We start from the raw sequence: 21807 nt of genomic DNA, 5'->3' as shown, positions 1-21807 counted from the left end.
TCCGCCCGGGTCTTTCGAGGAGGTGCCAGCCACGCCGTTACCTGACGGGCGCGCCCGCCGGCACGGGGCCGGCGCCGCCCTGCGGCCGGGCCGAAACCTGCGGCAGCGGCACGGTCTGCAGCACGCGGGTGACGATGTGGTCCACCGGGACGCCGTCGGCCAGCGCGTCGTAGGACAGCACGAGGCGGTGCCGCAGCACGTCCGGCACGACGTCGACGACGTCCTGCGGGAGCACGTAGTCGCGGCCGCGCACGAGCGCCAGCGCCCGCGCCGCGGCGATGATGCCGAGGCTCGCGCGCGGCGAGGCCCCGTAGGACACCCAGCCCGCGACGTCGGAAAGCCCGTGGTCGTTCGGGGTGCGCGTGGTGAGCACGAGCCGCACGACGTAGTCGACCAGCGCGTGGTGCACGAACACCTGCGACGCGACGCCCTGCAGCCGCACCAGCTCCGCCGGGCTCAGCACCTCGTGCGGTTCCGGCGGCGTGACGCCCATCCGGTAGATGATCTCGCGCTCCTCCTCGGCGGAGGGGTACTCGACCAGGATCTTGAACAGGAACCGGTCGCGCTGGGCTTCCGGCAGCGGGTAGACGCCCTCGTTCTCGATCGGGTTCTGCGTGGCCAGCACGAGGAACGGATCGGGCATCGGGAAGGTCTTGCCGCCGATCGACACGTGCCGCTCGGCCATCACCTCGAGCATCGCCGACTGCACCTTCGCCGGGGCGCGGTTGATCTCGTCGGCGAGCACGAAGTTCGCCACGACCGGGCCCAGCTCGACGTCGAAGCGCTCGGCGCCCTGGCGGTAGATGCGCGTGCCGAGGATGTCGGCGGGCACCAGGTCGGGAGTGAACTGCACGCGGGAGAAAGAACCGCCCACGACGCGCGCGAACGTCTCGACCGCCAGCGTCTTCGCGACCCCGGGCACGCCTTCGAGCAGCAGGTGCCCCTTCGCCAGCAGCCCGACGAGCATGCGCTCCACCAGCCGGTCCTGCCCGACGATGACGCGCTTCACCTCGAACACGGTGCGTTCCAGCAGCTGGGCGTCCCGCGCCGGGGTGCCGGGCTGCTGCCCGTTCGCTCCCTCGGCGTAGCCGGGCTCGGTCACTCTTCCTCCAGGGGTTTCCGCGTCTGCGTGCTCGCCCGCGACCCTACTGGGTCGAGAACTTCCCGCGACGGTAGCCAATCGCATCGCCGGTGTGACAGCTGTGAAGCCCCTGTCAGCGGTGCTTTTCCAGGTCCTCCGGCGTGTCGATGTCGTCGCTCTCGCCCGGCTCCGCGGGGACTTCCGCGATCCGCAATCCGCCGAGCGTCCGACGCAGCGACGCGTTTTCCGGACGCTCCGGCATCGCCCCGCGCAACGCCGCCGTGCGCCAAGCGCTCACCAGCCATTGCCGCTCCCCTGTCGCATCGACGAGCACGGCACCGTCTGTATCGACCACTGTGGACCGCAGCCGGTCCACAGTGGAGCGCCGGATGCCCGGGAGATCAGCGGCGAGCAGCACGACGAGTTCGGCGTCCCCCACTGCTTCCAGCCCCGCCGCCAGCGCCGCGACCGGCCCCGCGCCGGGGACGGCCTCGCGCGTCCAGACAACCGTGTCGTATCCCGGCCGCCGCGGACCGCACACCACGACCGGGTCCGCTCCCGCCAGCGCCTCGACGGCCCGGCCCAGCAAGGAGATCCCGCCGACGCGCAGCTCCGGCTTGTCCACTCCGGACAATCGGCGCGCGGACCCGCCGGCGAGCACGATCCCGGCGAACCGGCGTTCAGTCATCGCCCCAGCGTGCCCGCCGCGGAAACCCGCGCGCGCTCCGGGGTCGCCCGCGTTAGGTTGCCGTCGTGCCTGACGCCGCGCGGCTGCTCGCCGCTTACGACCGCGAAGTCCGCCAAGCCGAACTGAGCCAGGCTGAACCTGGCCAAGAACTGACTGTCGACGGCCCGCTCGCGCGCCTCACCGGCGGCCGCCGCGGGTTTGTCTCCGGCCCGCCCGACCTCGGCGTGACCGGCTCGGCGCTCGACGAGCTGATCGCCCGGCAGCGCGCGTTCTTCGCCGCGCGCGGCGAGGAGTTCGAGTGGAAGACGCGCAGCCACGACCGTCCCGTGCAGCTGCCGGAACGGTTGCTCGCCGCCGGATTCGTCCCGGAGGAGACTGAAACCGTCCTGATCGCGCCGCTCGACGCGGTCGCCGCCTCGGCCCCGCCGTCCACCGACGTCGTCGTGCGAGAGGCAGCCGGCGACGACGACCTGCTGCGGATCGCGACCCTGTCGGCCTCGGTGTTCGGCCACGACGAGGCCGCGGTGGCCGCCGATCTGCTCGCCCGGGCCCGCGCCGATTCCGGAACCACGACGCACGTCGTCGCCGAAGCGGACGGCCGGTTCGTCGCCGCGTCCCGGCTGGAGTTGGTTCCCGGCACCGGATTCGCCGGGCTGTGGGGCGGCGCGACCCTCCCCGAATGGCGCGGCCGAGGCCTCTACCGCGCCCTCGTCGCACACCGCGTCGGCACAGCCCGCGCCCGCGGCGTGGCCTATCTGCAGGTCGACGCCCTGCCCACCAGCCGCCCGATCCTCGAACGGCTCGGCTTTACCGCCGTCACCGAAACGACCCCGTACGTGTGGAGCCCCCTGAGCCGCTAAAGCACGACACCCACGGCCCGCCACCCGCGTAGCCGCCGAGGCCGACTGCGGGTTCGTCGCACCCCGCGTCACCAGAACGGCTCGGCTTCACCGCCGCCCCGTACGTGTGGGTGCCCGCTCAGCCGATGAGGCGAGTCGCGTACGGCATGATCCCGCCGTAGCGGACCGGGACCACGCGCACGTACGAACCCGACTGCGGGGCCTCCACCATCTGCCCGTTGCCCAGGTACAGCGCGACGTGGTGGATGCCGCCCGAACCGCCCCAGAAGAGCATGTCGCCGCGGCGCATCTGCGACAGCGGCACATGGCGGCCGGAGTTGTACTGGTAGCCGCTGTAGTGCGACAGGCCCTGGACGCCGGCGAAGGCGTAGATCATCAGGCCGGAGCAGTCGAAGCCGATCTTGCGGTAGTCGCCGTAGCTGTCGGCCACGCCGCCGTCGCGGATGCCGCGGGTCGGGCCGCTGCCGTTGCCGCCGCCCCACGCGTACGGCATGCCCACTTTGGACAGCGCCCGCGCGATCACGGCCTCGATCGAGCTGCCCGCCGCCGGGGACGGACGGCCGCGGCTGCCGCCGCCGTTGTCGTCGTCGCCACCGTCGTTGTTGTTGTTCGCCGCGGCTGCCCGCAGCGCCGCCTGCCGGGCGCGCTCCTCGTCCTCGCGCTGCTTCTGCGCGAGCCAGTCCTGGTAGCGCTGGCGCTGCCCCTGCAGCCCGTTGACCTTCGCCTGCGCCGCGTACAGCTGCTGCTCGACGGAGTTCTTGCTGGCCTCCAGCTGCGTGTTCTGCGAGGCCTGGGCCTGCTGCGCGGCCACGGCGGCGGACTGCGCGGCGTCCGCGGTGCCCTTCGCCCGGGTGGCCGCGTCCTGCTTCTGCTGCGCGAGCTCGAGCGCCTTGCGCGCGGCCGAGTCCTTGTTGGCCTTGTCGGTCTGCGCCTGCTGGAGCCGGTCCATCGCGTTGAGCCGCGACCCGCCGATGGCGTTGAGCAGCTGGGCGCGGGCGAGCAGGTCCTTCGGGCTGTCCGAGGTCAGGTACGCCGAGATCGACCCGATCGTGCTGCCCTGCTCGAAGCTGGCGGCGGCGAACTTCTTCGCGTCCTCGCGAGCCTTCTCGATCGCGCCGACCGCCGCGTCCGCCTCCTGGCGCGCGGACTTCGCGTCGTTCTGCGCCTGGGTCGCCTCGTCCTGCGCCGTCTGCAGGTCGACCAGGGCCTTCATGGCCTGTTCCTGCTTCAGCTCGACGTCGTCCTGCAGCGCGCTCAGCTTCTGCTCGGCCTGGGCGAGCTGGTTCGTGAGCCGGCCGACCTCGCCCGCCTTCGCGCTGGCGTCGCCCTTGGCCGAGTCGATCGCCGAATCGCTCGGGTTCGGCGGCGGCGGGGGCACCGCGAGCCCCGTGCCCGTCGCGCCGAGCAGCGCCGCCAGGGCGACGGCCGCGACCGTCAGGCCTCGCCGGGCTCCCGCGCCGCGCACCAGCGCGTCCGCCGTCCCGGACCGTCCCCGCCGGACCCTCACGCCCGCCACCTCCGCTCACTGGCTGCCGCGTTACGGGCACACCGCGTACCACTGCAGTCACACCACTATCACAAGCCTCAGGAAGAACTTACACACCGCGGAGATCATTTCCCCTGTTCGGGGGACCTGGCGGGACGGCGTGTCCGGATGGCGCACGTCACTCCGCGTGTCGTCTTGAACGAAATACAGGACACGCGTACTGTTTGGGGCGACGGACGAGGTGTGCCCTCCCGGTTCCGGTTCTACGGTGGGGGTGCGCAAGACTCGCCTGGGTCGACCCGACGACCCGGAGAACGACACCGAACTGACCCGGGAGGAAACGCCGGCTGCGGCGTGGAATCCATGCCACTGGAGTTAGACGTGACTGCACCTAGCAAGGACAGCTTCGGCGCCAAGGACACCTTGCAGGTGGAAGAGAACTCGTACGAGATCTTCCGCCTGGACAAGGTCGAAGGCTCCGCGCGGCTGCCCTACAGCCTGAAGATCCTCCTCGAGAACCTGCTGCGCACCGAGGACGGCGCGAACATCACCGCCGACCACATCCGCGCGCTCGGCGGCTGGGATCCGAACGCGGACCCGTCGACCGAGATCCAGTTCACGCCCGCCCGGGTGATCATGCAGGACTTCACCGGCGTGCCCTGCGTGGTCGACCTGGCCACCATGCGCGAGGCCGTGACCGACCTCGGCGGCGACCCGGACAAGGTCAACCCGCTCGCTCCGGCCGAGATGGTCATCGACCACTCGGTGATCATCGACGTGTTCGGCCGCGCGGACGCCTTCGAGCGCAACGTCGAGATCGAGTACGAGCGCAACCGCGAGCGCTACCAGTTCCTGCGCTGGGGCCAGGGCGCCTTCGACGAGTTCAAGGTCGTCCCGCCGGGCACCGGCATCGTGCACCAGGTCAACATCGAGCACCTGGCCCGCACCGTCATGGCGCGCAACGGCCAGGCCTACCCGGACTCCTGCGTCGGCACCGACTCGCACACCACCATGGTCAACGGCCTCGGCGTGCTGGGCTGGGGCGTCGGCGGCATCGAGGCCGAGGCGGCCATGCTCGGCCAGCCGGTCTCCATGCTGATCCCGCGCGTCGTCGGCTTCAAGCTGACCGGCGAGATCCCGGCCGGCGTGACCGCGACCGACGTCGTGCTCACGATCACCGAGATGCTGCGCCGCCACGGCGTGGTCGGCAAGTTCGTCGAGTTCTACGGCGAGAGCGTCGCCCAGGTACCGCTGGCCAACCGCGCCACCATCGGCAACATGAGCCCGGAGTTCGGCTCCACCGCGGCGATCTTCCCGATCGACGAGGAGACCGTCCGCTACCTCAAGCTGACCGGCCGCTCGGCCGAGCAGGTCGCGCTGGTCGAGGCGTACGCCAAGGAGCAGGGCCTCTGGCACGACCCGTCGCACGAGGCGCAGTACTCCGAGTACCTCGAGCTGGACCTGTCGACGGTCGTCCCGTCGATCGCCGGCCCGAAGCGCCCGCAGGACCGCATCGAGCTGTCCGACGCGAAGTCCTCGTTCCGCAAGTCGGTGCACGACTACGTGGAGGGCGAGCAGCCCACCCCGCACACCAACGTCGACGAGAAGGTCGAGGAGAGCTTCCCGGCCTCCGACGCGCCCGCGCTGTCGTTCCAGGACGAGACCGCCGTGCCGGTGCAGTCCGCGGCCAACGGGGCCACCGGGCGGCCGAGCAAGCCGGTCAAGGTGTCCAGCGCCGACCGCGGCGAGTTCGTGCTCGACCACGGCGCCGTCGTGATCGCCTCGATCACCTCGTGCACCAACACCTCCAACCCGTCGGTCATGCTCGGCGCGGCGCTGCTCGCGCGCAACGCGGTCGACAAGGGCCTGTCGGTCAAGCCGTGGGTCAAGACGTCGATGGCTCCCGGCTCGCAGGTCGTCACCGACTACTACGAGAAGGCCGGTCTCTGGCCGTACCTCGAGAAGCTCGGCTACCACCTGGTCGGCTACGGCTGCACCACCTGCATCGGCAACTCGGGCCCGCTGCCCGAGGAGGTCTCGGCCGCGGTGCAGGAGAACGACCTGACCGTCGTGTCGGTGCTGTCGGGCAACCGGAACTTCGAGGGCCGGATCAACCCGGACGTCAAGATGAACTACCTGGCGTCGCCGCCGCTGGTCATCGCGTACGCGCTGGCCGGGACGATGGACTTCGACTTCGAGAACCAGCCGCTGGGCCAGGACTCCGAAGGCAACGACGTGTTCCTCAAGGACATCTGGCCGTCGCCGCAGGAGATCCAGGAGACCATCGACTCCGCGATCACGCAGGAGATGTTCTCGAAGGACTACGCGGACGTGTTCGACGGCGGCGAGCGCTGGAAGTCGCTCCCGACGCCGACCGGCAAGACCTTCGACTGGGACGCCGAGTCCACCTACGTCCGGAAGCCCCCGTACTTCGACGGCATGACCGCCGAACCGGCTCCGGTGCGGGACATCTCGGGCGCCCGGGTGCTGGCGAAGCTGGGCGACTCGGTCACCACCGACCACATCTCCCCCGCCGGCGCGATCAAGGCCGACACCCCGGCCGGCCGCTACCTGACCGAGCACGGCATCGAGCGCAAGGACTTCAACTCCTACGGCTCGCGCCGCGGCAACCACGAGGTCATGATCCGCGGGACCTTCGCGAACATCCGGCTGCGCAACCAGCTGCTGGACGACGTGCAGGGCGGCTACACCCGCGACTTCACCCAGGAGGGCGGCCCGCAGGCCTTCATCTACGACGCGGCCCAGAACTACGCCGCGGCGGGCACCCCGCTGGTCGTGCTGGGCGGCAAGGAGTACGGCTCCGGTTCGTCCCGCGACTGGGCGGCCAAGGGCACCAGCCTGCTGGGCGTGCGCGCGGTGATCACCGAGTCGTTCGAGCGCATCCACCGCTCGAACCTGATCGGCATGGGCGTCATCCCGCTGCAGTTCCCGGAGGGCGAGTCGGCGTCGTCGCTGAAACTGGACGGGACCGAGACGTTCGACATCGAGGGCATCACGAAGCTGAACGAGGGCGAAACCCCCCGCACGGTCCACGTGACGGCCACGAAGGAAGACGGCTCGAAGGTCGAGTTCGACGCGGTCGTCCGCATCGACACCCCCGGCGAGGCGGACTACTACCGCAACGGCGGCATCCTGCAGTACGTCCTGCGGAAGATGACCCAGTCCTGACGGTCTGACCCCAAGTACGTGGCCCGCCCCGGTTCCCCGGGGCGGGCCACGCTTGGTTTCCGGCCGCCGCTCCGCACCGGGCGCCCTCGTGCCACGTCCGTGAGGGGAACCCTGAGTGAACTGCGCCCCGGAAGTTGGACTGGGAATCCAGTTCCAGCTGTCCGGGGAGTGGTTCGTTGCATCCACGCAGTTCGTTGTCTGAGTGGCAGCGGGCGTCCGCTGTTGCGTTGTTCGAGGACGGGTATGGCGCGAAGGCCGTGGCGTCCCGGTTGGGGGTGTCGGCGGGTGCCGTGCGACGCTTGCGTGATCGTTGGAGGCTGCGGAGCGCGGGAGCGCTGATGGACAAGCCAGGCAGGCGGTCGTTCGCGTTCGAGTTCAAGCTGGAGGTCGTGCGCCGGTATGTCGGCGGCGAGGCGACCGCGGCCGAGCTGGCGCGCGAGCACGGGCTGTCCTCGCCCAAACTCGTGGAGAACTGGGCGCGGGCGTATCGGCGCGAGGGAGAGGACGCGTTGCGGCCCAAGCCGAAAGGCCGTCCGCCCGGTGTCGCGGACTCGCCGGGTCCCGGCGAGCTGGAGCGGTTGCGGGCGGAGAACCTGCGGCTGTCGGCGGAGAACGCCTACCTAAAAAAATTGCGGGCCTTGAGGGAGCAGGGGCGAGGGTGAAAACCCAGGCCGTCGCCGCCCTCAAGGCCGACTATCCGCTGCCGGTGCTGCTGGCGGTCGCGGGCCTGGCCCGGTCGACGTTCTTCTACCACCAGGCCCGGCCCGACCGGCCCGACCCGCACGCCGGGCTCAAGGCCGCGATCGCCGAGGCGTTCGAGGCCGCCCGCGGCCGCTACGGGCACCGGCGGATCCACACGGTCCTGGCCCGCGCCGGCTGGCGGGTGGCGAAGAAAACCGTGCTCGCGCTGATGAACGCCCTCGGCCTGGTCTGCCAGGTCCGGCGGCCGCGCCGGCGCCGGTCCTGGCCCGGCCGGCCCGGCACGGCCGCCGAGAACCTGCTCAACCGCGAGTTCGGCGCCGAGGCCCCGGACACCAAATGGGTCACCGACGTGACCGAGTTCCGCATCGGCGACCGCAAGGTCTACCTCTCGCCCGTGATCGACCTGTTCGACCGGTCCGTGATCGCCTACGCCTGCGGGCCGTCCCCGACGCTGGAGCTGACGAACTCCTCGCTGCGCGCCGCGATCGCGACCCTGCCCGCCGGAGCCCGCCCGCTGGTGCACTCCGACCAGGGCTTCCAGTACCGGCACGCCTCCTGGCGCTCCCTGCTCGCCGACGCCGGCCTGACCCAGTCGATGTCCCGGCGAGCCACCTGCCTGGACAACGCCGTCGCCGAGAACTTCTTCGGCCACCTCAAAGAAGAACTCTTCCACCACACCAAGTTCGACACCGTCGACACGTTCATCACGGCACTGCACGACTACATCGACTGGTACAACACCACCCGCATCTCCACCACGCTCCAAGGCCTGAGCCCGGCCGAATACCGGGCCCAGACCCTCGCCGCCTAACCTCTACATAACCAGTCCAACTTCCGGGGCCCAGTTCAGAGGGACTCTGAGTCCCTCAGGGTTCCCCTCACGACACTCCCGCCCCGCCGCCTCCGCGCCCCAATGCCACATTGGGTGCGTCAGACGCAACGAATGCCACATTGGGTGCGTCACATGCACCCAATGCCACATTGGGGCGCTCCCCGCTCCGCCCAACGCAGCGACGCCCAAGCCGCGAAAAAACCGCCGCCGATGCACCCAAACAGCGCAGCACCCAAGCCGAGCAACAAACCGCCACCGATGCACCCCAACCACCGGGGGCACCCACCCCTCCCCCAACCCCGATACAAAGCCGCCCTGCGGTTCGGGGGTGCTTGTCAAGGCATCTTTCCCGCCTTGACAAGCACCCCCGAACCGTCAGCACAATGAAAAATCGGGGTGCCCCACGCAACCACCCAATAGCAATGTCGCCGCCAGGCGACGAGCCGAAACGCCCCCCTACCCAACAACCGCACCAGTTTGAGGATCCACCCTCACCACCCCCGCCCCCGCACGCGAAAAGTCGAACATCCCCGACAACGACCCAGCCATCACATCGAACGACCCGCCGCCAACCCGCCCCAAATGCCAGTTGTCCTCGATAAACCGCAACACCGAAGTCTGATCCGTCACGGTGTGATCAACATAATTAACCCGACTGAACGGAGAAATCACCAACAACGGCAGTCGCGGCCCATACCCACACCGATCCGCAAACCCACCCAACTTAACCGGCTCAGCCGTACAAATCGAAGCATCCTGCGCCAAATCATGCGACCCGTTCACCACCCGGGCCGGAACATGATCATACCAACCGTCGGAATCGTCATAAGCCAACACAATCGCCGTATTCTTCCACTGCGGCGAAGCCTGGATCCGATTAATCTCCTCAGCCACGAACGCCTGCTCGTCCAACGGATCCGAGTACCCGGCATGCCCGTCCTGATACTCCGGAGCCTTCAGAAAACTCACCGCAGGCATAGTCCCCGCCGCAAGCGCGTCATTGAAGTCCCGAACATCATACTGATGATTAGCCTGATCCTGCTGCCCCACCGCAGCCAACGACGACGGCGGCAGATGCTTCCGATTAGCAGTAGACCGGTAATACTGGAACGGCTCGTGATGCGGACTGTAATCAACCGAAGCCTGCCCGCCCACATTCGCATGCTTGGCCCCGCAAACGGCATACCCGTTAGCCTCACCAGTAGGCCGGAACCCCCCTTGGAACCACCCCCAGGTAACCCCACGCGCATTCAGCAAATCACCGACATTCCGCCCCCGGAACTCCCCGAGATTGTCCTTAGCGGTGTGATTCTTGTCCGAACAGTCGTCGAACGCCGGGTCCGGATCCGTGATCATGGTCCCCACGCCACGGGCATCCGGCGAAGCCGCCGTACGCGGATCCACCTTAGGCTCGCCGGTAACCGAATCCACCGGCTGCAACCCATGCGTCTGACCGGAAATCAGATTGATCGCACCAGGACTGGACGGCCCGAAAACCGTATTGAAGGAATTGTCATTCAACGCGTAATGCTGCGCGTAATTCCACATCGCGGTAACAGTGTTGCCGTCGAAGTAGTTCATCACCAGACCCGGCTCGCCGAACAGCACGGGCTGCCCGGTGCACTTGTCCTTCTCGGTGTACTCGACGAACTTGTCCATCTTGCCGCCGTTGAACGCGGCCTGTTCCTTCTTGTAGTCGTGCGCCTGGTCGCAAGTGAGCGCCTGGTCCGGGCTCAGCCGCTTCGGGTTGTAGGCGTTCGGGTTGTGCTGCAGCAGCTCGGGAGTGAGGCCGTTGACCTTCGGGGTGCCGGGCGCGGCGTGGAACGGGGTGCCGTTTTCGTTGGTGGCGTTCGGATAGGTGCCGAAGTAGTGGTCGAAGGAGATGTTCTCGCCGAAGATCACCACGACGTGCTTGATCGGCGTCGACGTCGCGAACGTCTCGGCGGCGATCGCGCGCGCCGGGGCCGAGGGCGACGCCGAACTGCTCGCGCACGCCGCGGCCAGCGCCGCGGTCGCCGCCAGCGCGGCCGCCGCGGTGGCCCGCTTCCTGGTCCGCTTCACTGCAGAACTCCTTCCGCTCAGCCCAGCATCGCCCGGCCGTAGTGGTCGGCCGGATCCGTCACGCCCGGGAACAGGTGGAAATACCCGCCCCCGAACGGCGAGACGTAGTCGATGAGCGGCTCCCCGGCGAGCCGCTTCTGCACGGCCTCGAACTGCTGCTTGAGATCGCGCTGGTAACAGGTGAAGACGAGGCCCAGGTCGAGGTTGCCGTTGGAGTCCACGCCGCGGTCGTAGTTGACCGCGCGGCGCAGGATCCGCTGTCCGTCCGTCTGCGGCGTGCGCGGGTTCGCGAGCCGGATGTGGCTGGTCAGCGGGATGACCGTGCCGACCGGGTCCTCGGCGTAGCGCGGCACGTCCTGTTCGGCCGCACCGTCGAGGGGCGCGCCGGTGTCGCGGCGGCGGCCGATCATGTTCTCCTGCTCGGACAGCGACACCCGGTCCCAGAACTCGACCAGCATCCGGATCAGCCGGATGACCTGGTAGCTGCCGCCGTCGTCGGTCCACACGAGACTGTCCGCTTCGGACGGTCCGGGGTTCGCGGTGCCGTCCTTGAACCCGAGCAGGTTGCGCGGCGTCCCGGACGGACGCGGCGGCGAGCTGAACCCGTCGATCTTCCAGCGCAGCTGCATCCCGCCCCGGGTCGCGCGGGCGATGTCGCGCAACGCGTGCAGCACGGTGTCCGGTTCGGCGGCGTTGAGGACGAGGCTCAGATCGCCGTGGCACCACTGCGGATCGAGCGCGTCGTCCGGGAACGTCGGCATCTGCTTGAGCTTCGGCGGTTTGCGCGCGGCGAGCCCGTACCGGTCGTCGAACAGCGAGGCGCCCGCGCCGACCAGCACGGACAGCTCGCCTTTCGGGACCTCCGGGCCGAGCACGCCGGAATCCGCGGGCGGCCCGGTGATCCCGACCGACGCGGGCGCGCCGCCGCTGGCGAGGAACCGCGCGCGAGCGGTGAGTTCCTTGAGCAGGCCGGCGAGTTCGGCGCGGTTCTCGGCGACGACGTCGAACGCGGCGACGATCGAATGTCTCGCTGGTTCCGCCAGCACGGCCGTCTGGCGGGGACCGTGGAACGGCACCGCTCCCCCGGCCGCCGTCGCGCTTCCGGACAGCCCGACCAGACCCGCGCCCGCTCCGGCGGCCGCCGCTCCGCGCAGGAACGCGCGCCGTCCCAGGGTCACGAGACCCTCCTCGGCTCGGCGATCGCCGCGACCGGGGCCAGGCGTTCGGTCAACTCGGAGACGTCGGCGTTGATTCGCTGCCGCTGTTTTCGATCGAGGGCGGAGAGCGGTTTCCCGGCGACAGTTTGGAGATCGTGGTCGGTGCGCGCGATCCAGGCGTCGAGGTCTTTCAGGCCGGGGAACCTCGTGGTCAGCAGTGGGCGCAAGACGTCGAGCACCGCACGGGTCCCGGTGAGGTTTGCGCGGGCGGTCGCCAGGTTCGAGCCGCTGCCGTAGTCGGTGCGGCCGGTCAGTTCGAACTGGAGGGTGTTCTCCATGATCTCGTGCGCGCGCAGGCCGAGGTCGTTCTGGTCGATCTGCGCGTCGGCGAACGATGTGCGCAGCTTCTGGACCGCCTGATCGAGTTGATCGGCGATCGGGCTCAGCGCCGGCAGCGCTTCGTTGTGCCACAAGCCGTTCTCGAGGCGATGGAAGCCGGTGAAGCCGGGATCGGCGGCTCCGTCCGGCAGCCCGGCGGTGGTGCCGTTGATGGCTTTGTCCGAATCGCCGAAGGCGTGGTAGGCAGCGCCGAGCCGTTCGTAGGTGAGGTGCGCGGTGAGCCAAGCTTGTTGCGCCGCACCGCGATCGCCCGAACGGACAGCTTGCGCCAGCGCGGCGGTCTGGCCGGTGAGCGTGCCGAGTCCGTCGGCGACATAGGCGTGGTACTGCTTGAGCGGGCCGAGCAAATCCGCGTTGGTCACCGGCACCACGGCCGGTCCCGGGCGGTCCGTGCCGCCGGTGACCTGCACGGTCGGGCCGATGAACGGCGTGCCGTCCTCGGGCGCGCAGCGCAGGGCGTACGCGCCGTTGCCGAAGTTCACCGGCAACGCGCGCGTAGTCCCTGGGCCGACGCCGTCCAGTTCCCCGAAGACCGTACCGGTGGCCGGGTCGACGAGTTCGATTTCCATCGTGACGGCTGCGTTGTTGCGCACTTGGAGGGTCTGCGGCCCGGCCGGCGGCGCGGTCCAGCCGTCGCCGCAGGCCGCGCGCGAAACCTCGATCGGACCGGGCTGGGCGGGCGAGCCGGAACAGCCGGCGAGCGCCGCGGTCCCGGCGAGGACCGCGGCCGCGCCGAACCCGCCCGCCCAGCGCCGCACGTCAACTCCCCTCAGGTGAACTTCTGGCGGACACTTTCACCGATCCGCCGGGCGCTGACAAGAGGGTTGTGCCGTTATGCCCGATTCCGGGCCGAGATCAGCCTCAAGATCAACCGATCAGCCGTTCGCGGGCGGCGTGAACGGCTGCCGGTCCGGCTGGAACACCTGGCCGTCGGCGGGCACCTTGAGGTCGATCAGGTACGCGGCGGCCGCGTCGTCCACGCCCCGCGAGCTGCCGAGGACGCAGTGGCCGAACGCGTCGACCGACAGCAGCCGCGAGTTGCCCAGCTCCTCGGCCATCCGCTGGCCGAAGCGGTACCGGGTGGCCGGGTCGTAGAAGTTGCTGACCACGAGCACCGGCGTCGCGGTGTTCGCGCGCCACGGCCCGCGGTACGGGTCGGACGTCTTCGCGGCCGGCCACACCGGGCACGCGGCGATGTCGGAGAAGACCTGGTAGCGGCCGAACGTCGGCGATTCCCGGTCCGCTTTCCCCGCGATGGCGGGCACCTGCTCCTGCCGGATCCGCATCGGCTTGTCCGCGCAGTTCACCGCGAAGTACGAGTCGTCGCCGGTGTACGGGCTGTCCGGGGCGAGGTCGAGCAGACCGCCGTGCCCTGCGGAAAGGGTTCCCTTGCGCGCGGACTGCGCCTGCAGCGACGGGTGCAGCGCCGAGTACGCCTGCTGCAAGCCCTCCGCCAGTTCGCCGAACTGGGCCGGTTTGTACAGCGCGCTCGACACCGCGCTGGTCAGCGTGCCGATGTCGACCTTCGTGCCGTCGGGCAGCGTGATCGGGTCGGTGCGCACGTGCTCGCGCAGTTCGTCGAACTTCGCCCGCGGGTCGCCCGCGCTGAACGCGCATTTGTCGCCGGCCTGGGCACAGCGCTTGAGGAAACCGTCGAGCGCGATCTCGAAGCCCTGCGCCCTTGCGAGGTCGTAGGTGACGCCGTCGTTGGTGCGCAGCTGCGGGTCGACGTTCCCGTCGATCACGATCGCCCGCGTCTGCTTCGGGAACATCGCGGCGTAGGTGGAGCCGACGAGCGTGCCGTAGGAGAACCCGGTGTAGGTCAGCTGCTTGTCGCCGACGGCGGCGCGCAACTGGTCGAGGTCGCGTACGACGTCGCGGGTGGACATGTGGTCGAGCAGCGCGCCCGCGTTGCGGCGGCAGAACTGGCCGTAGTCGCGGTACGCGGCGAGCGTGCCGGAGATCTCCTTGCGCGACAACGGAACCGCGACCATCTGGCCCTGGACTTCGTCGGCGTCCTCGGCGGTGGTGAAGCAGCGCAGCGGATTGCTCGCCCCGACGCCGCGCGGGTCGAAGCCGACGAGGTCGAAGCGGTCGAGCACCTGCGGGCGGAAATACCGCTCGCCCGCGATCGGCATCCGCAGCCCCGAGCCGCCCGGCCCGCCCGGGTTGAGGAAGAGCGACCCGATCCGCTGGCCGGGAACCTTGGCGGCGCGCTTCATCAGCGCGATGTCGATGCTGCCGAGCGACGCGTCGTCGTGGTCGATCGGCACGCGGTACCGCGAGCAGCTGTACAGCTTCAGCTGGTCTTGCGGGACCCCGCGCAGCTGGTCTTTCGTGCAGTCCTCCCACCGGACCGGCGCGATGCGCGCGATCTCCGCGGGTTTGGCCTGCTGCGCCGCCGGGCTGGCGGGCGCTGCCGCAGCAGTGCCCGCCAGCCCGGTCAACGCGGTCGCGATCGCCGCGACCAGTGCTCCGGTTCGTGCTCTTTTCGCTCCGCGCACGTGGAATCTCCCCTGGTTGCGCACCCGTCTGATTACGGGGCGTCACCGAGACTGGCATAATCCGGCCAAGCCGGGCACCGGCCAAAAGGAGGAAGTGCGGGTTCCGACGAGCGACGCCGCGGCTCAGGGATCCTCGACGACCGGCTGGAGCGGCGAAAGGAACGGGTCGAACCTGAAGGTCAGCTCGCCCCGCGCCATGACGCCGACCCGGTAGCCACTGAATCCGGGCGGTTCGGCCGACTCCTCGTCCCAGATGTAGAGCAGGCCGTGCGAGCCGGGAAGCGTCCGCGCGACGTACTCCAGAAGTTCGAGCAGGTCGGGCCCTTCCTGGCCGCGATGGTTGGGCATGCCGTTCACCGTCAGGACGTGCATGCCGTTGAACACGTCGATCCGCGCTTCGCCGGAACCGAAAGAGGAACCGGCCACCCGCTCGCTGACCTCCGCGAGCAGCTCGTCGAACTTCTCCTCGCCCCAAGGAGGCTCGGCCGGGGATTCCGCGAGATCGAACCAGCCGTGGTACTTGTACATTCGTTCTCCCCCTCCGCGACCCGCTCAGCAGCGGGTCAGAACGAATACTGGCAGCTCCCTCCCCGCCGCGTCGCGCTCCATTTCGTAGCCCGGCCAGAATTCGAGCAGTTCCGCCCACATCCGGTCGTACTCCGCGCCTTCCAGCTCCCGCGCCTTGACCTCGATCTCGCGGCCGCGCAGCGCGACCGTCGCCTTCGGGTTGTCGCGCAGGTTGTGGGTCCACGCCGGGTTTTTCGGACGGCCCCAGTTGGAGCCGGTGAGCACGAACTCGCTGCCGTGGGGGTAGTACAGCAAGTTCGTGCTCCGCGGCAGGCCGCTGCGCCGTCCGGTGGTGGTGAGCCGCAGCGACGGCAGCCCGGCCAGGCCGACCAGGCTGATCCGGCCGCCGAACCACCGGTGCAGCTGCCGGTCGGTCGCGATGATGGCGCGCGAGGCGCCCATCAGCCGGGGCTGGGTGCCGAGCTTGCGGGCGAGTGCCGCGAGAGGGTTACGCACGCACTGATCTTGCCAAACTCACCCCGAACCGCTCCTGTGAGTCTGTCCACCATCGTTCGAGCGCGAACCCGGCGGCGTTCAGTTCCGCCTCGACGCCGTCCGGCCGGAACTTCGCGGACACCTCGGTGCGGATGTGCTCGCCCTCGGCGAACGGCACGATCAGGTCCGCGCCGGGAATGCGCACCTCCGTCCGCTGCCGGGTGCGCAGCCGCATTTCGATCCACTCGTGCTCGGCGTCCCAGTACGCGACGTGGTCGAATTCGTCCGGGTCGAAGTCCGCGCCCAGTTCGGCGTTGATCACGCGCAGCACATTGCGGTTGAACGCCGCGGTGACGCCCGCCGCGTCGTCGTAGGCCCGCTCCAGCGTTTCGCGGTCCTTCACCAGGTCGGTGCCGAGCAGCAGCCACTCCCCCTCGCCGAGCACGTCCCGCACCGAGCGCAGGAACTCGGCGCGTTCGCCGGGCAGGAAATTGCCGATCGTGCCGCCGAGGAAGGCGACGACCCGCGGCGCGGTGCCCGGCAGCAGCCGCAGGTGCTGGGTGAAGTCGCCGACCACCCCGCGCACCTCGAGCTTCGGGTAGTCCGCAGTGATCGCCGCGGCCGCCTCGGCGAGCGCGGTTTCCGACACGTCCATGGGCACGAACGACTCCAGCGTGCCGTGCGCGGTGAACGCGTCCAGCAGCAGCCGGGTTTTCTCGCTCGACCCCGACCCGAGTTCGACGAGCGTGTGCGCGCCAGTGCGTTCGGCGATCTCGCCCGCCCGGTCCGCGAGCACCTCGCGCTCGCTGCGGGTCGGGTAGTACTCCGGCAGCGCGGTGATCTTCTCGAACAGCTTGCTGCCTTCGGCGTCGTAGAACCACTTGGGCGGCAACCATTTCTGGTCGGCCGTGAGTCCCTCGCGCACGTCCGCGCGCAGTTCGGCGGTCACGTCGCGGCGATGGCTCTCCAGGTCCGCTTCGGTCATCGGGCGGTGCTCCGTTCCAGGGTCAGGGGAAGAACGTCGACGCCGGCCGCGGTGGCGCGCACGGCGTGGCGGTCGGGCACGGCGGTCCAGGCCGGGTCCGGATCGCACGGCTCGGACGCCAGCACCACGCCGGTTTCGGTGCGGCGCACGGACAACGAGTGCGTCCAGGCGGTGCCGACGAGCAGTTCGCCGTCGGTGAGCAGAAGGTTCAGCCGGGAGCCCGGGGCGACCGCCTCGACCTCGCGCACGAGGCCGGTCACCGCTTGGAGCGGCTCCTCCCCCGCGCGCAGCCGGGCGCGCAGCAACGCCCACAGCAGTGCGGAGTCCGTCGGCGCTTCGAGCGTGAACAGCTCGGTGACGTCCAGCTGCCCGGCCAGCCCGCGCATCGACCCGGGCCAGCCGCGCACCACGCCGTTGTGGCTGAACAGCCAGCGGTCCTCGGTGAACGGCGCGGCGGCCGCCTCGGTGACCGGCATTCCGGTGGTGCCGTTGCGCACCGCCGCGACGAACGCCGTGGTGCGCACCGAAGCGGCCAGCGCCGGCAGCGTCTGGTCGGTCCACAGCGGTTCGCGGCGGCGGTAGCGCTGCGGCGGCGCGCCCGGTTCCGGGTACCAGCCGAGGCCGAAGCCGTCGGCGTTCACCGAACCGCCGCCGCGCATGTCGAGCGGCGCGTACGACTGCACGAGCAGCGCGTGCGGCGCGGCGAACATCAGCTCCGCCGGGGACGCCGGCGCGCCGAGATAGGCGAGATGACGGCACATCCGGCTAGCCCGCCTCGCCCGGGCGCGGATCGCGCGCGCACCGGAAGCCGGAGAAGATCTGCCGCCGGATCGGGTAGTCCCAGTTGCGGAACGTGCCCCGGATCGCCGCCGCGTCGGTGCCGAACGACCCGCCGCGCAGGATCTTGTACTCCGGCCCGAAGAACACCTCCGAGTACTCCCGGTAGGGGAACGCCGAGAAGCCCGGGTAGCCGTGGAAATCGGTGCTCGTCCACTCCCAGACGTCGCCGATCAGCTGGTGCACGCCCAGCGGCGACGCGCCGGCCGGATACGCGCCCGCCTCGGCCGGGCGCAGGTGGCGCTGCCCGAGGTTGGCGTGCTCGGCGGTCGGTTCCTCGTCGCCCCACGGGAATCGCCGCGACCGGCCGCTCGCCGGGTCGTATCGGGCGGCCTTCTCCCACTCCGCCTCGGTGGGCAGCCGTTTGCCCGCCCAGCGCGCGTACGCCTCCGCCTCGTAATACGAAACGTGCACGACCGGCTCGTTCTGCGGGACGCGTTCGCGCACGCCGAAGCGGGTGCGCCACCAGCCGTCCGGTTCGCGGCGCCAGAACCGGGGCGCGATGATGTCGTGCTCCTGCCGGTACGCCCAGCCGGGCTCGCTCCAGAACCGCTGGTCCTGGTAGCCGCCGGAGTCCAGGAACTCGACGTACGCGCCGCAGGTGACTGGGGTGGTGTCGAGGACGAAGGCGGGCACGTCGACCTCGTGCGCCGGGCGTTCGTTGTCCAGCGCCCACGGTTCGGCGGTGGTGCCCATGGTGAACCGGCCGCCGGGCACGAGCACCTCGGCGGGCAGCTTCCGGGCGGGCGCGCGCGGCGGCTCCGGGGCGTGCAGCACCGGTTCGCCCTTGCGCAGCTGGTGGGTGGCCAGCATGGTCTCGTCGTGCTGCTGCTCGTGCTGGGTGATCATGCCGAAGGCGAACGCGCTCTCGGTAAGCCGGCGGCCCTCCAGCGGCGCGGTTTCCAGGACGTCGAACGCCTTTTCGCGCACTTCCTTCACGTACGCGCGGGCCTCGGCCGGGCCGAGCAGCGGAAGCGACGGACGGTCCGCGCGGGCGTGCTGGAAGGCGTCGTAGAGGTCGTCGATGTCCGGCCGCAGCGGTTCCCGGCCGCCGACGTCGCGGACCAGCCACAGTTCTTCCTGGCTGCCGATGTGCGCGAGGTCCCACACCAGCGGCGACATCAGTTTCGAATGCTGCCGCACGAGGTCCTCGTCGTCGACCGCGTCGGTGAGGGCCACGCTGCGCTCGCGCGCCCGGGTGAGGGCCGCGGCCGCGTGCGCCCGCAGGTCTTGCGGGCTCAGCTCCAGCAACGGGTTCTGTTCGGGGATGGTGCTCATGGCTCCTGACTCCTCGAGTCCGGTTCGCCGGGCGCCCGGCCCGGCGGTGTTCTCGGTCCTGCTCATCGGTCCTGGCGCGGCACTCCGGCGGCCCGCGCGCGCAGCCCGGCGGCGAGCCGGGCGACGGTGTCCCCGGGCAGCCCGGTGGACGGCAGCCCGGCGATGCCCAGTTCCACCAGCTCCCGGGCGACCGCGGCCAGCTGCGCGTCGGCCATCCCGCACCGGGCGGCGTCGGCCCAGCGGCCGGCCGCCGGCGCGCACACCTCGCGCACTTTGTCCACAGTGGACTGTTTCGCCAGCAGCGCGGTGACCAGCGCGACCGGCGGCAGCCATTCCCCCGGCGGCTGCCCGTCGAGGTACCTCAGCTCGAGGTAGCCCTGCGGCCGCACCGGGGTGAACATCGTGGTGAGGTGGTAGTCGAGGTCCGCGACCGTCGGGCGGCGCAGCACGGCGGCCGCGCCCCGGCCGCCGATCCACTCGGCGAAGGTGAGCCCGTCGGGCGCGTCCCACGGCCGTTCGCCGCGCGGGAACACCATCAGCGGCGTGTCCATCATCCGGCGGGCCCATTCGCGCGCCGGATCCGCCCCGGGTTCGGGCGACTGGGTGCGGACCGGTTCGGTTTCCATCACCGCGAGCCAGCGCGCCGACGCGAATCCGGTGTCGGATCCCGCGTGCACCCGGGAATTCGCGAACAGCGCCAGCAGCGGCGGACCCATCGCGTGCGCGGCCGCCCAGCGCGCGGCGGCCTCGTGCGCTTCGCCCGCGTCGACGCAGATCTGCAGGCCCGCGGTACTGCACATCATGGTGATGCCGCCCGCCCCGATCGGGGCGAACCGGCGTTCCATGGCGGCGTAGCGGGGCGTGCGCAGAATGCGCCGCGGCGGACGGTGTTCGTCGATGCCCGCGGCCCCGAGTTCGAGGCCGTGGCGGGCGAGAAGTCCGGTGAGATGAGCGAGGTCGGCCTCCACAGCCGCGTGCAGGGCACGCAGCGAGGCCTGCGGCGGAGCGGAGATCTCCACCTGGCACCCGGGTTCCAGGCTCACCGGCGCACCGGCCGGGAGCGGGACCGCGGGACTGTCGGGGCGCAGCGTCCGCGGGGTGTGCGGGCCGAGCGCCGTGGCGAGGACGTCGGGGTCGAGCGGGCGGACCGGGTCGCCTGCGTGGTGCACGGTGAACTCCAGTTCCACCCCGAGCAGTCTCGGCGGGCCGTGCTTGAAACACACCGACGCGACGTACCGCTCCCCTTCCGCACGGTCGGCAAGCACCCGCGCGGTCAGGTTCGCCGCACTCCCGGATCTGTCCGGAAAATCGTGCACTGCAGTCATCTGTCGCCGTCCACCTCAGGAGGTCCGCGGGGCCGGACCTCGTCGCTTCGCGACGCTACACGCGGGGTCTGACAAAAACAGGGCCGAGAAGGCGCGGCGGCGAGCGATAAGACCCTCGTAATCTGTGTTGACCTGGGAGTTCACTGAACAGATCAAACTCGGTCGCGCTGCTCCATCCGGGGCACCCCGAATCGGGCAGCGCGGGGTTCGGGGCCGGGTACCGGATCTTCGTGCAGCACGCCAACAACGCCATCCGCAGCGCGCAAATCGGACGCCCGGGGCACGGCAGGGCAAGCTCCGTCCCCGACTCCGCCTGCCGCCCCGCCGTACGCGAACGACGCCGACAGCCGGCCCGAACCGGACACCGAGGTGACGGCGTCACGGCAGGGCGGGTTCCGTCCCCAGCCCCAGCTCCGCCGCCGCCTCCTGCACCGCGCCGATCACCAGGTGCAGCGCCGGGCGCCGGATCTCCGTGCGGCGGTAGGCGATCGACACCGTCCGCAGCAGCGGCGGGGCCAGCGCGACCACGTCGATCCCCGGCGGGCGCAGCAGCCGCAGGCCCAGATCGGACACCAGGGTGACGCCGAGCCCGGCGCCCACCATCGCCATCGCCGTCGACTGTTCCTCGACCTCGTGGTTGATTTTCGGCTGGAAACCGTGCCGCTGGCAGGCAATCCGGATCGCGCGGCCGAAATGGGACTTCGGGCTCGCCAGGATCCACGGGTGCTCCGCCAGCGCGTCGAGCGGCGCCGTCGCGGACGGCAGCGCGCCCGCCGGGACCGCCGCGTGCAGCCGTTCCACCGCCACGACCGCGCGCTCCAGCCCGTCGCTCAACTCCATCGGAGCATCGGAATAGTCGATGACGAACGACAGGTCCAGGGTGCCGTCCCGCACCGCGTCCGCGGTCGCCTCCGGGGCCAGTTCCTTCGTCCGCACTTGGATTCCCGGGTAGTCCGCGGCCAGCGCGGTGAGCGCGGTCGGGAGCAGACCGGACGCCACGGACGCCCAGACCCCCGCGGTGAGCCGCGCGGACATCGAGCCCTGCGCTTCCTCCAGCGCGAGCGTCGCGCGCTCGACCGAACTCAGGATCTCCTCGGCGTGCTCGGTGAGCAGGATGCCGAGTTCGGTGAGCTGGACCCGCCGGCCGAGCCGTTCGAACAGCTTCGCGCCGACGTCTCGTTCCAGCTGCGCGAGTTGCTGGGATACCGCCGAAGCGGTGTAATGCAACGCCGCGGCAGCCGCGGTGACCGTGCCCCTGCGGTGCAGTTCGCGGAGCATCCTCAAGCGGTGCAGCGAAAGCTCCATGTACGAACCCTAAACAACTTCGTGCACATTCGGTAAATGGACGCGGGCCCGGCCCCGCCCCCACCCTCGGAAGCAGGCGGCGGAAACGCGCCGCCAAGGACTCGAGGAGGTGAGTG

18 protein-coding genes and 1 pseudogene are annotated in these 21807 nt (G+C 70.3%); 5 read left to right on the top strand and 14 right to left on the bottom strand.

Features of this window, described 5'->3' with window-relative positions; all coding sequences use genetic code 11:
* Nucleotides 1–37 precede the first annotated feature (37 nt).
* Nucleotides 38–1102 carry a MoxR family ATPase gene (locus CU254_RS18005; RefSeq protein ID WP_037714042.1) on the bottom strand — a complete coding sequence of 355 codons (1065 nt, stop codon included), beginning with the start codon at nucleotides 1100–1102 and terminating at the stop codon, nucleotides 38–40.
* Nucleotides 1103–1214: 112 nt separating this feature from the next.
* The gene (locus CU254_RS18000; RefSeq protein ID WP_009078095.1) at nucleotides 1215–1769 is read right to left on the bottom strand and encodes a molybdenum cofactor guanylyltransferase; all 555 of its coding nucleotides are present in this window, start codon (nucleotides 1767–1769) and stop codon (nucleotides 1215–1217) included.
* A gap of 65 nt (nucleotides 1770–1834) precedes the next feature.
* Here CU254_RS18000 and CU254_RS17995 point away from each other — a divergent pair, with 65 nt between their 5' ends.
* Complete coding sequence (locus CU254_RS17995) at nucleotides 1835–2629, top strand: GNAT family N-acetyltransferase (RefSeq protein WP_009078094.1); 795 nt, start codon at nucleotides 1835–1837, stop codon at nucleotides 2627–2629.
* Nucleotides 2630–2747: 118 nt separating this feature from the next.
* Here the strand turns inward: CU254_RS17995 and CU254_RS17990 are convergent, their stop codons facing one another.
* On the bottom strand, nucleotides 2748–4136 hold the full coding sequence (locus tag CU254_RS17990; protein WP_050788215.1) for an NlpC/P60 family protein: 1389 nt from the start codon (nucleotides 4134–4136) through the stop codon (nucleotides 2748–2750).
* 360 nt (nucleotides 4137–4496) lie between these two features.
* Between CU254_RS17990 and acnA the strand changes: the two genes are divergently transcribed.
* From acnA to CU254_RS17980, 4 genes and pseudogenes are all read left to right on the top strand, one after another.
* Nucleotides 4497–7304, top strand: coding sequence for an aconitate hydratase AcnA (gene acnA / locus CU254_RS17985; RefSeq protein ID WP_037714040.1), 2808 nt, complete (start codon nucleotides 4497–4499; stop codon nucleotides 7302–7304).
* Between the two features lie 134 nt (nucleotides 7305–7438).
* Nucleotides 7439–7603, top strand: a pseudogene (locus CU254_RS44960) (hypothetical protein); the annotation flags it as partial.
* Between the two features lie 39 nt (nucleotides 7604–7642).
* Complete coding sequence (locus CU254_RS44140; RefSeq protein ID WP_234392755.1) at nucleotides 7643–7966, top strand: helix-turn-helix domain-containing protein; 324 nt, start codon at nucleotides 7643–7645, stop codon at nucleotides 7964–7966.
* On the top strand, nucleotides 7963–8817 hold the full coding sequence (locus tag CU254_RS17980; RefSeq protein WP_009077419.1) for an IS3 family transposase: 855 nt from the start codon (nucleotides 7963–7965) through the stop codon (nucleotides 8815–8817). Before CU254_RS44140 ends, CU254_RS17980 begins: the two co-directional genes overlap by 4 nt.
* A gap of 477 nt (nucleotides 8818–9294) precedes the next feature.
* Here the strand turns inward: CU254_RS17980 and CU254_RS17975 are convergent, their stop codons facing one another.
* The 11 genes from CU254_RS17975 to CU254_RS17925 form a co-directional block, all read right to left on the bottom strand.
* A complete protein-coding gene (locus tag CU254_RS17975) occupies nucleotides 9295–10899 on the bottom strand; it encodes a phospholipase C (protein ID WP_009078091.1) in 1605 nt (534 codons plus the stop codon).
* A 17-nt stretch (nucleotides 10900–10916) separates the two neighbouring features.
* Nucleotides 10917–12077, bottom strand: a complete 1161-nt coding sequence (locus tag CU254_RS17970) for a Dyp-type peroxidase (RefSeq protein ID WP_009078090.1) — start codon at nucleotides 12075–12077, stop codon at nucleotides 10917–10919.
* A complete protein-coding gene (locus CU254_RS17965; RefSeq protein ID WP_009078089.1) occupies nucleotides 12074–13213 on the bottom strand; it encodes an EfeM/EfeO family lipoprotein in 1140 nt (379 codons plus the stop codon). The genes CU254_RS17970 and CU254_RS17965 overlap by 4 nt, the downstream gene beginning before the upstream one ends.
* 117 nt (nucleotides 13214–13330) lie before the next feature.
* Nucleotides 13331–14959: an alpha/beta hydrolase gene (locus CU254_RS17960; RefSeq protein WP_037714038.1), complete on the bottom strand. Its 1629-nt coding sequence runs from the start codon at nucleotides 14957–14959 to the stop codon at nucleotides 13331–13333.
* A 123-nt stretch (nucleotides 14960–15082) separates the two neighbouring features.
* On the bottom strand, nucleotides 15083–15487 hold the full coding sequence (locus tag CU254_RS17955) for an Imm7 family immunity protein (RefSeq protein ID WP_009078087.1): 405 nt from the start codon (nucleotides 15485–15487) through the stop codon (nucleotides 15083–15085).
* Between the two features lie 24 nt (nucleotides 15488–15511).
* Complete coding sequence (locus tag CU254_RS17950) at nucleotides 15512–15982, bottom strand: nitroreductase family deazaflavin-dependent oxidoreductase (RefSeq protein WP_009078086.1); 471 nt, start codon at nucleotides 15980–15982, stop codon at nucleotides 15512–15514.
* Nucleotides 15975–16946, bottom strand: a complete 972-nt coding sequence (gene egtD / locus CU254_RS17945; protein ID WP_009078084.1) for an L-histidine N(alpha)-methyltransferase — start codon at nucleotides 16944–16946, stop codon at nucleotides 15975–15977. The genes CU254_RS17950 and egtD overlap by 8 nt, the downstream gene beginning before the upstream one ends.
* Nucleotides 16943–17707 (bottom strand): ergothioneine biosynthesis protein EgtC, encoded by a 765-nt coding sequence (egtC, locus tag CU254_RS17940; protein WP_009078082.1) that lies wholly within the window; start codon nucleotides 17705–17707, stop codon nucleotides 16943–16945. Before egtC ends, egtD begins: the two co-directional genes overlap by 4 nt.
* A 4-nt stretch (nucleotides 17708–17711) precedes the next feature.
* The gene (gene egtB, locus CU254_RS17935; protein ID WP_009078080.1) at nucleotides 17712–19061 is read right to left on the bottom strand and encodes an ergothioneine biosynthesis protein EgtB; all 1350 of its coding nucleotides are present in this window, start codon (nucleotides 19059–19061) and stop codon (nucleotides 17712–17714) included.
* Nucleotides 19062–19123: 62 nt separating this feature from the next.
* A complete protein-coding gene (locus CU254_RS17930; RefSeq protein ID WP_009078077.1) occupies nucleotides 19124–20386 on the bottom strand; it encodes a glutamate-cysteine ligase family protein in 1263 nt (420 codons plus the stop codon).
* A 378-nt stretch (nucleotides 20387–20764) separates the two neighbouring features.
* Nucleotides 20765–21691, bottom strand: a complete 927-nt coding sequence (locus CU254_RS17925) for a LysR family transcriptional regulator (RefSeq protein WP_009078074.1) — start codon at nucleotides 21689–21691, stop codon at nucleotides 20765–20767.
* Nucleotides 21692–21807 lie beyond the last annotated feature (116 nt).

The sequence above is a fragment of the Amycolatopsis sp. AA4 genome (genome assembly GCF_002796545.1).
Lineage (GTDB): Bacteria > Actinomycetota > Actinomycetes > Mycobacteriales > Pseudonocardiaceae > Amycolatopsis.
This window is presented reverse-complemented; position numbering and strand designations above follow the sequence as displayed.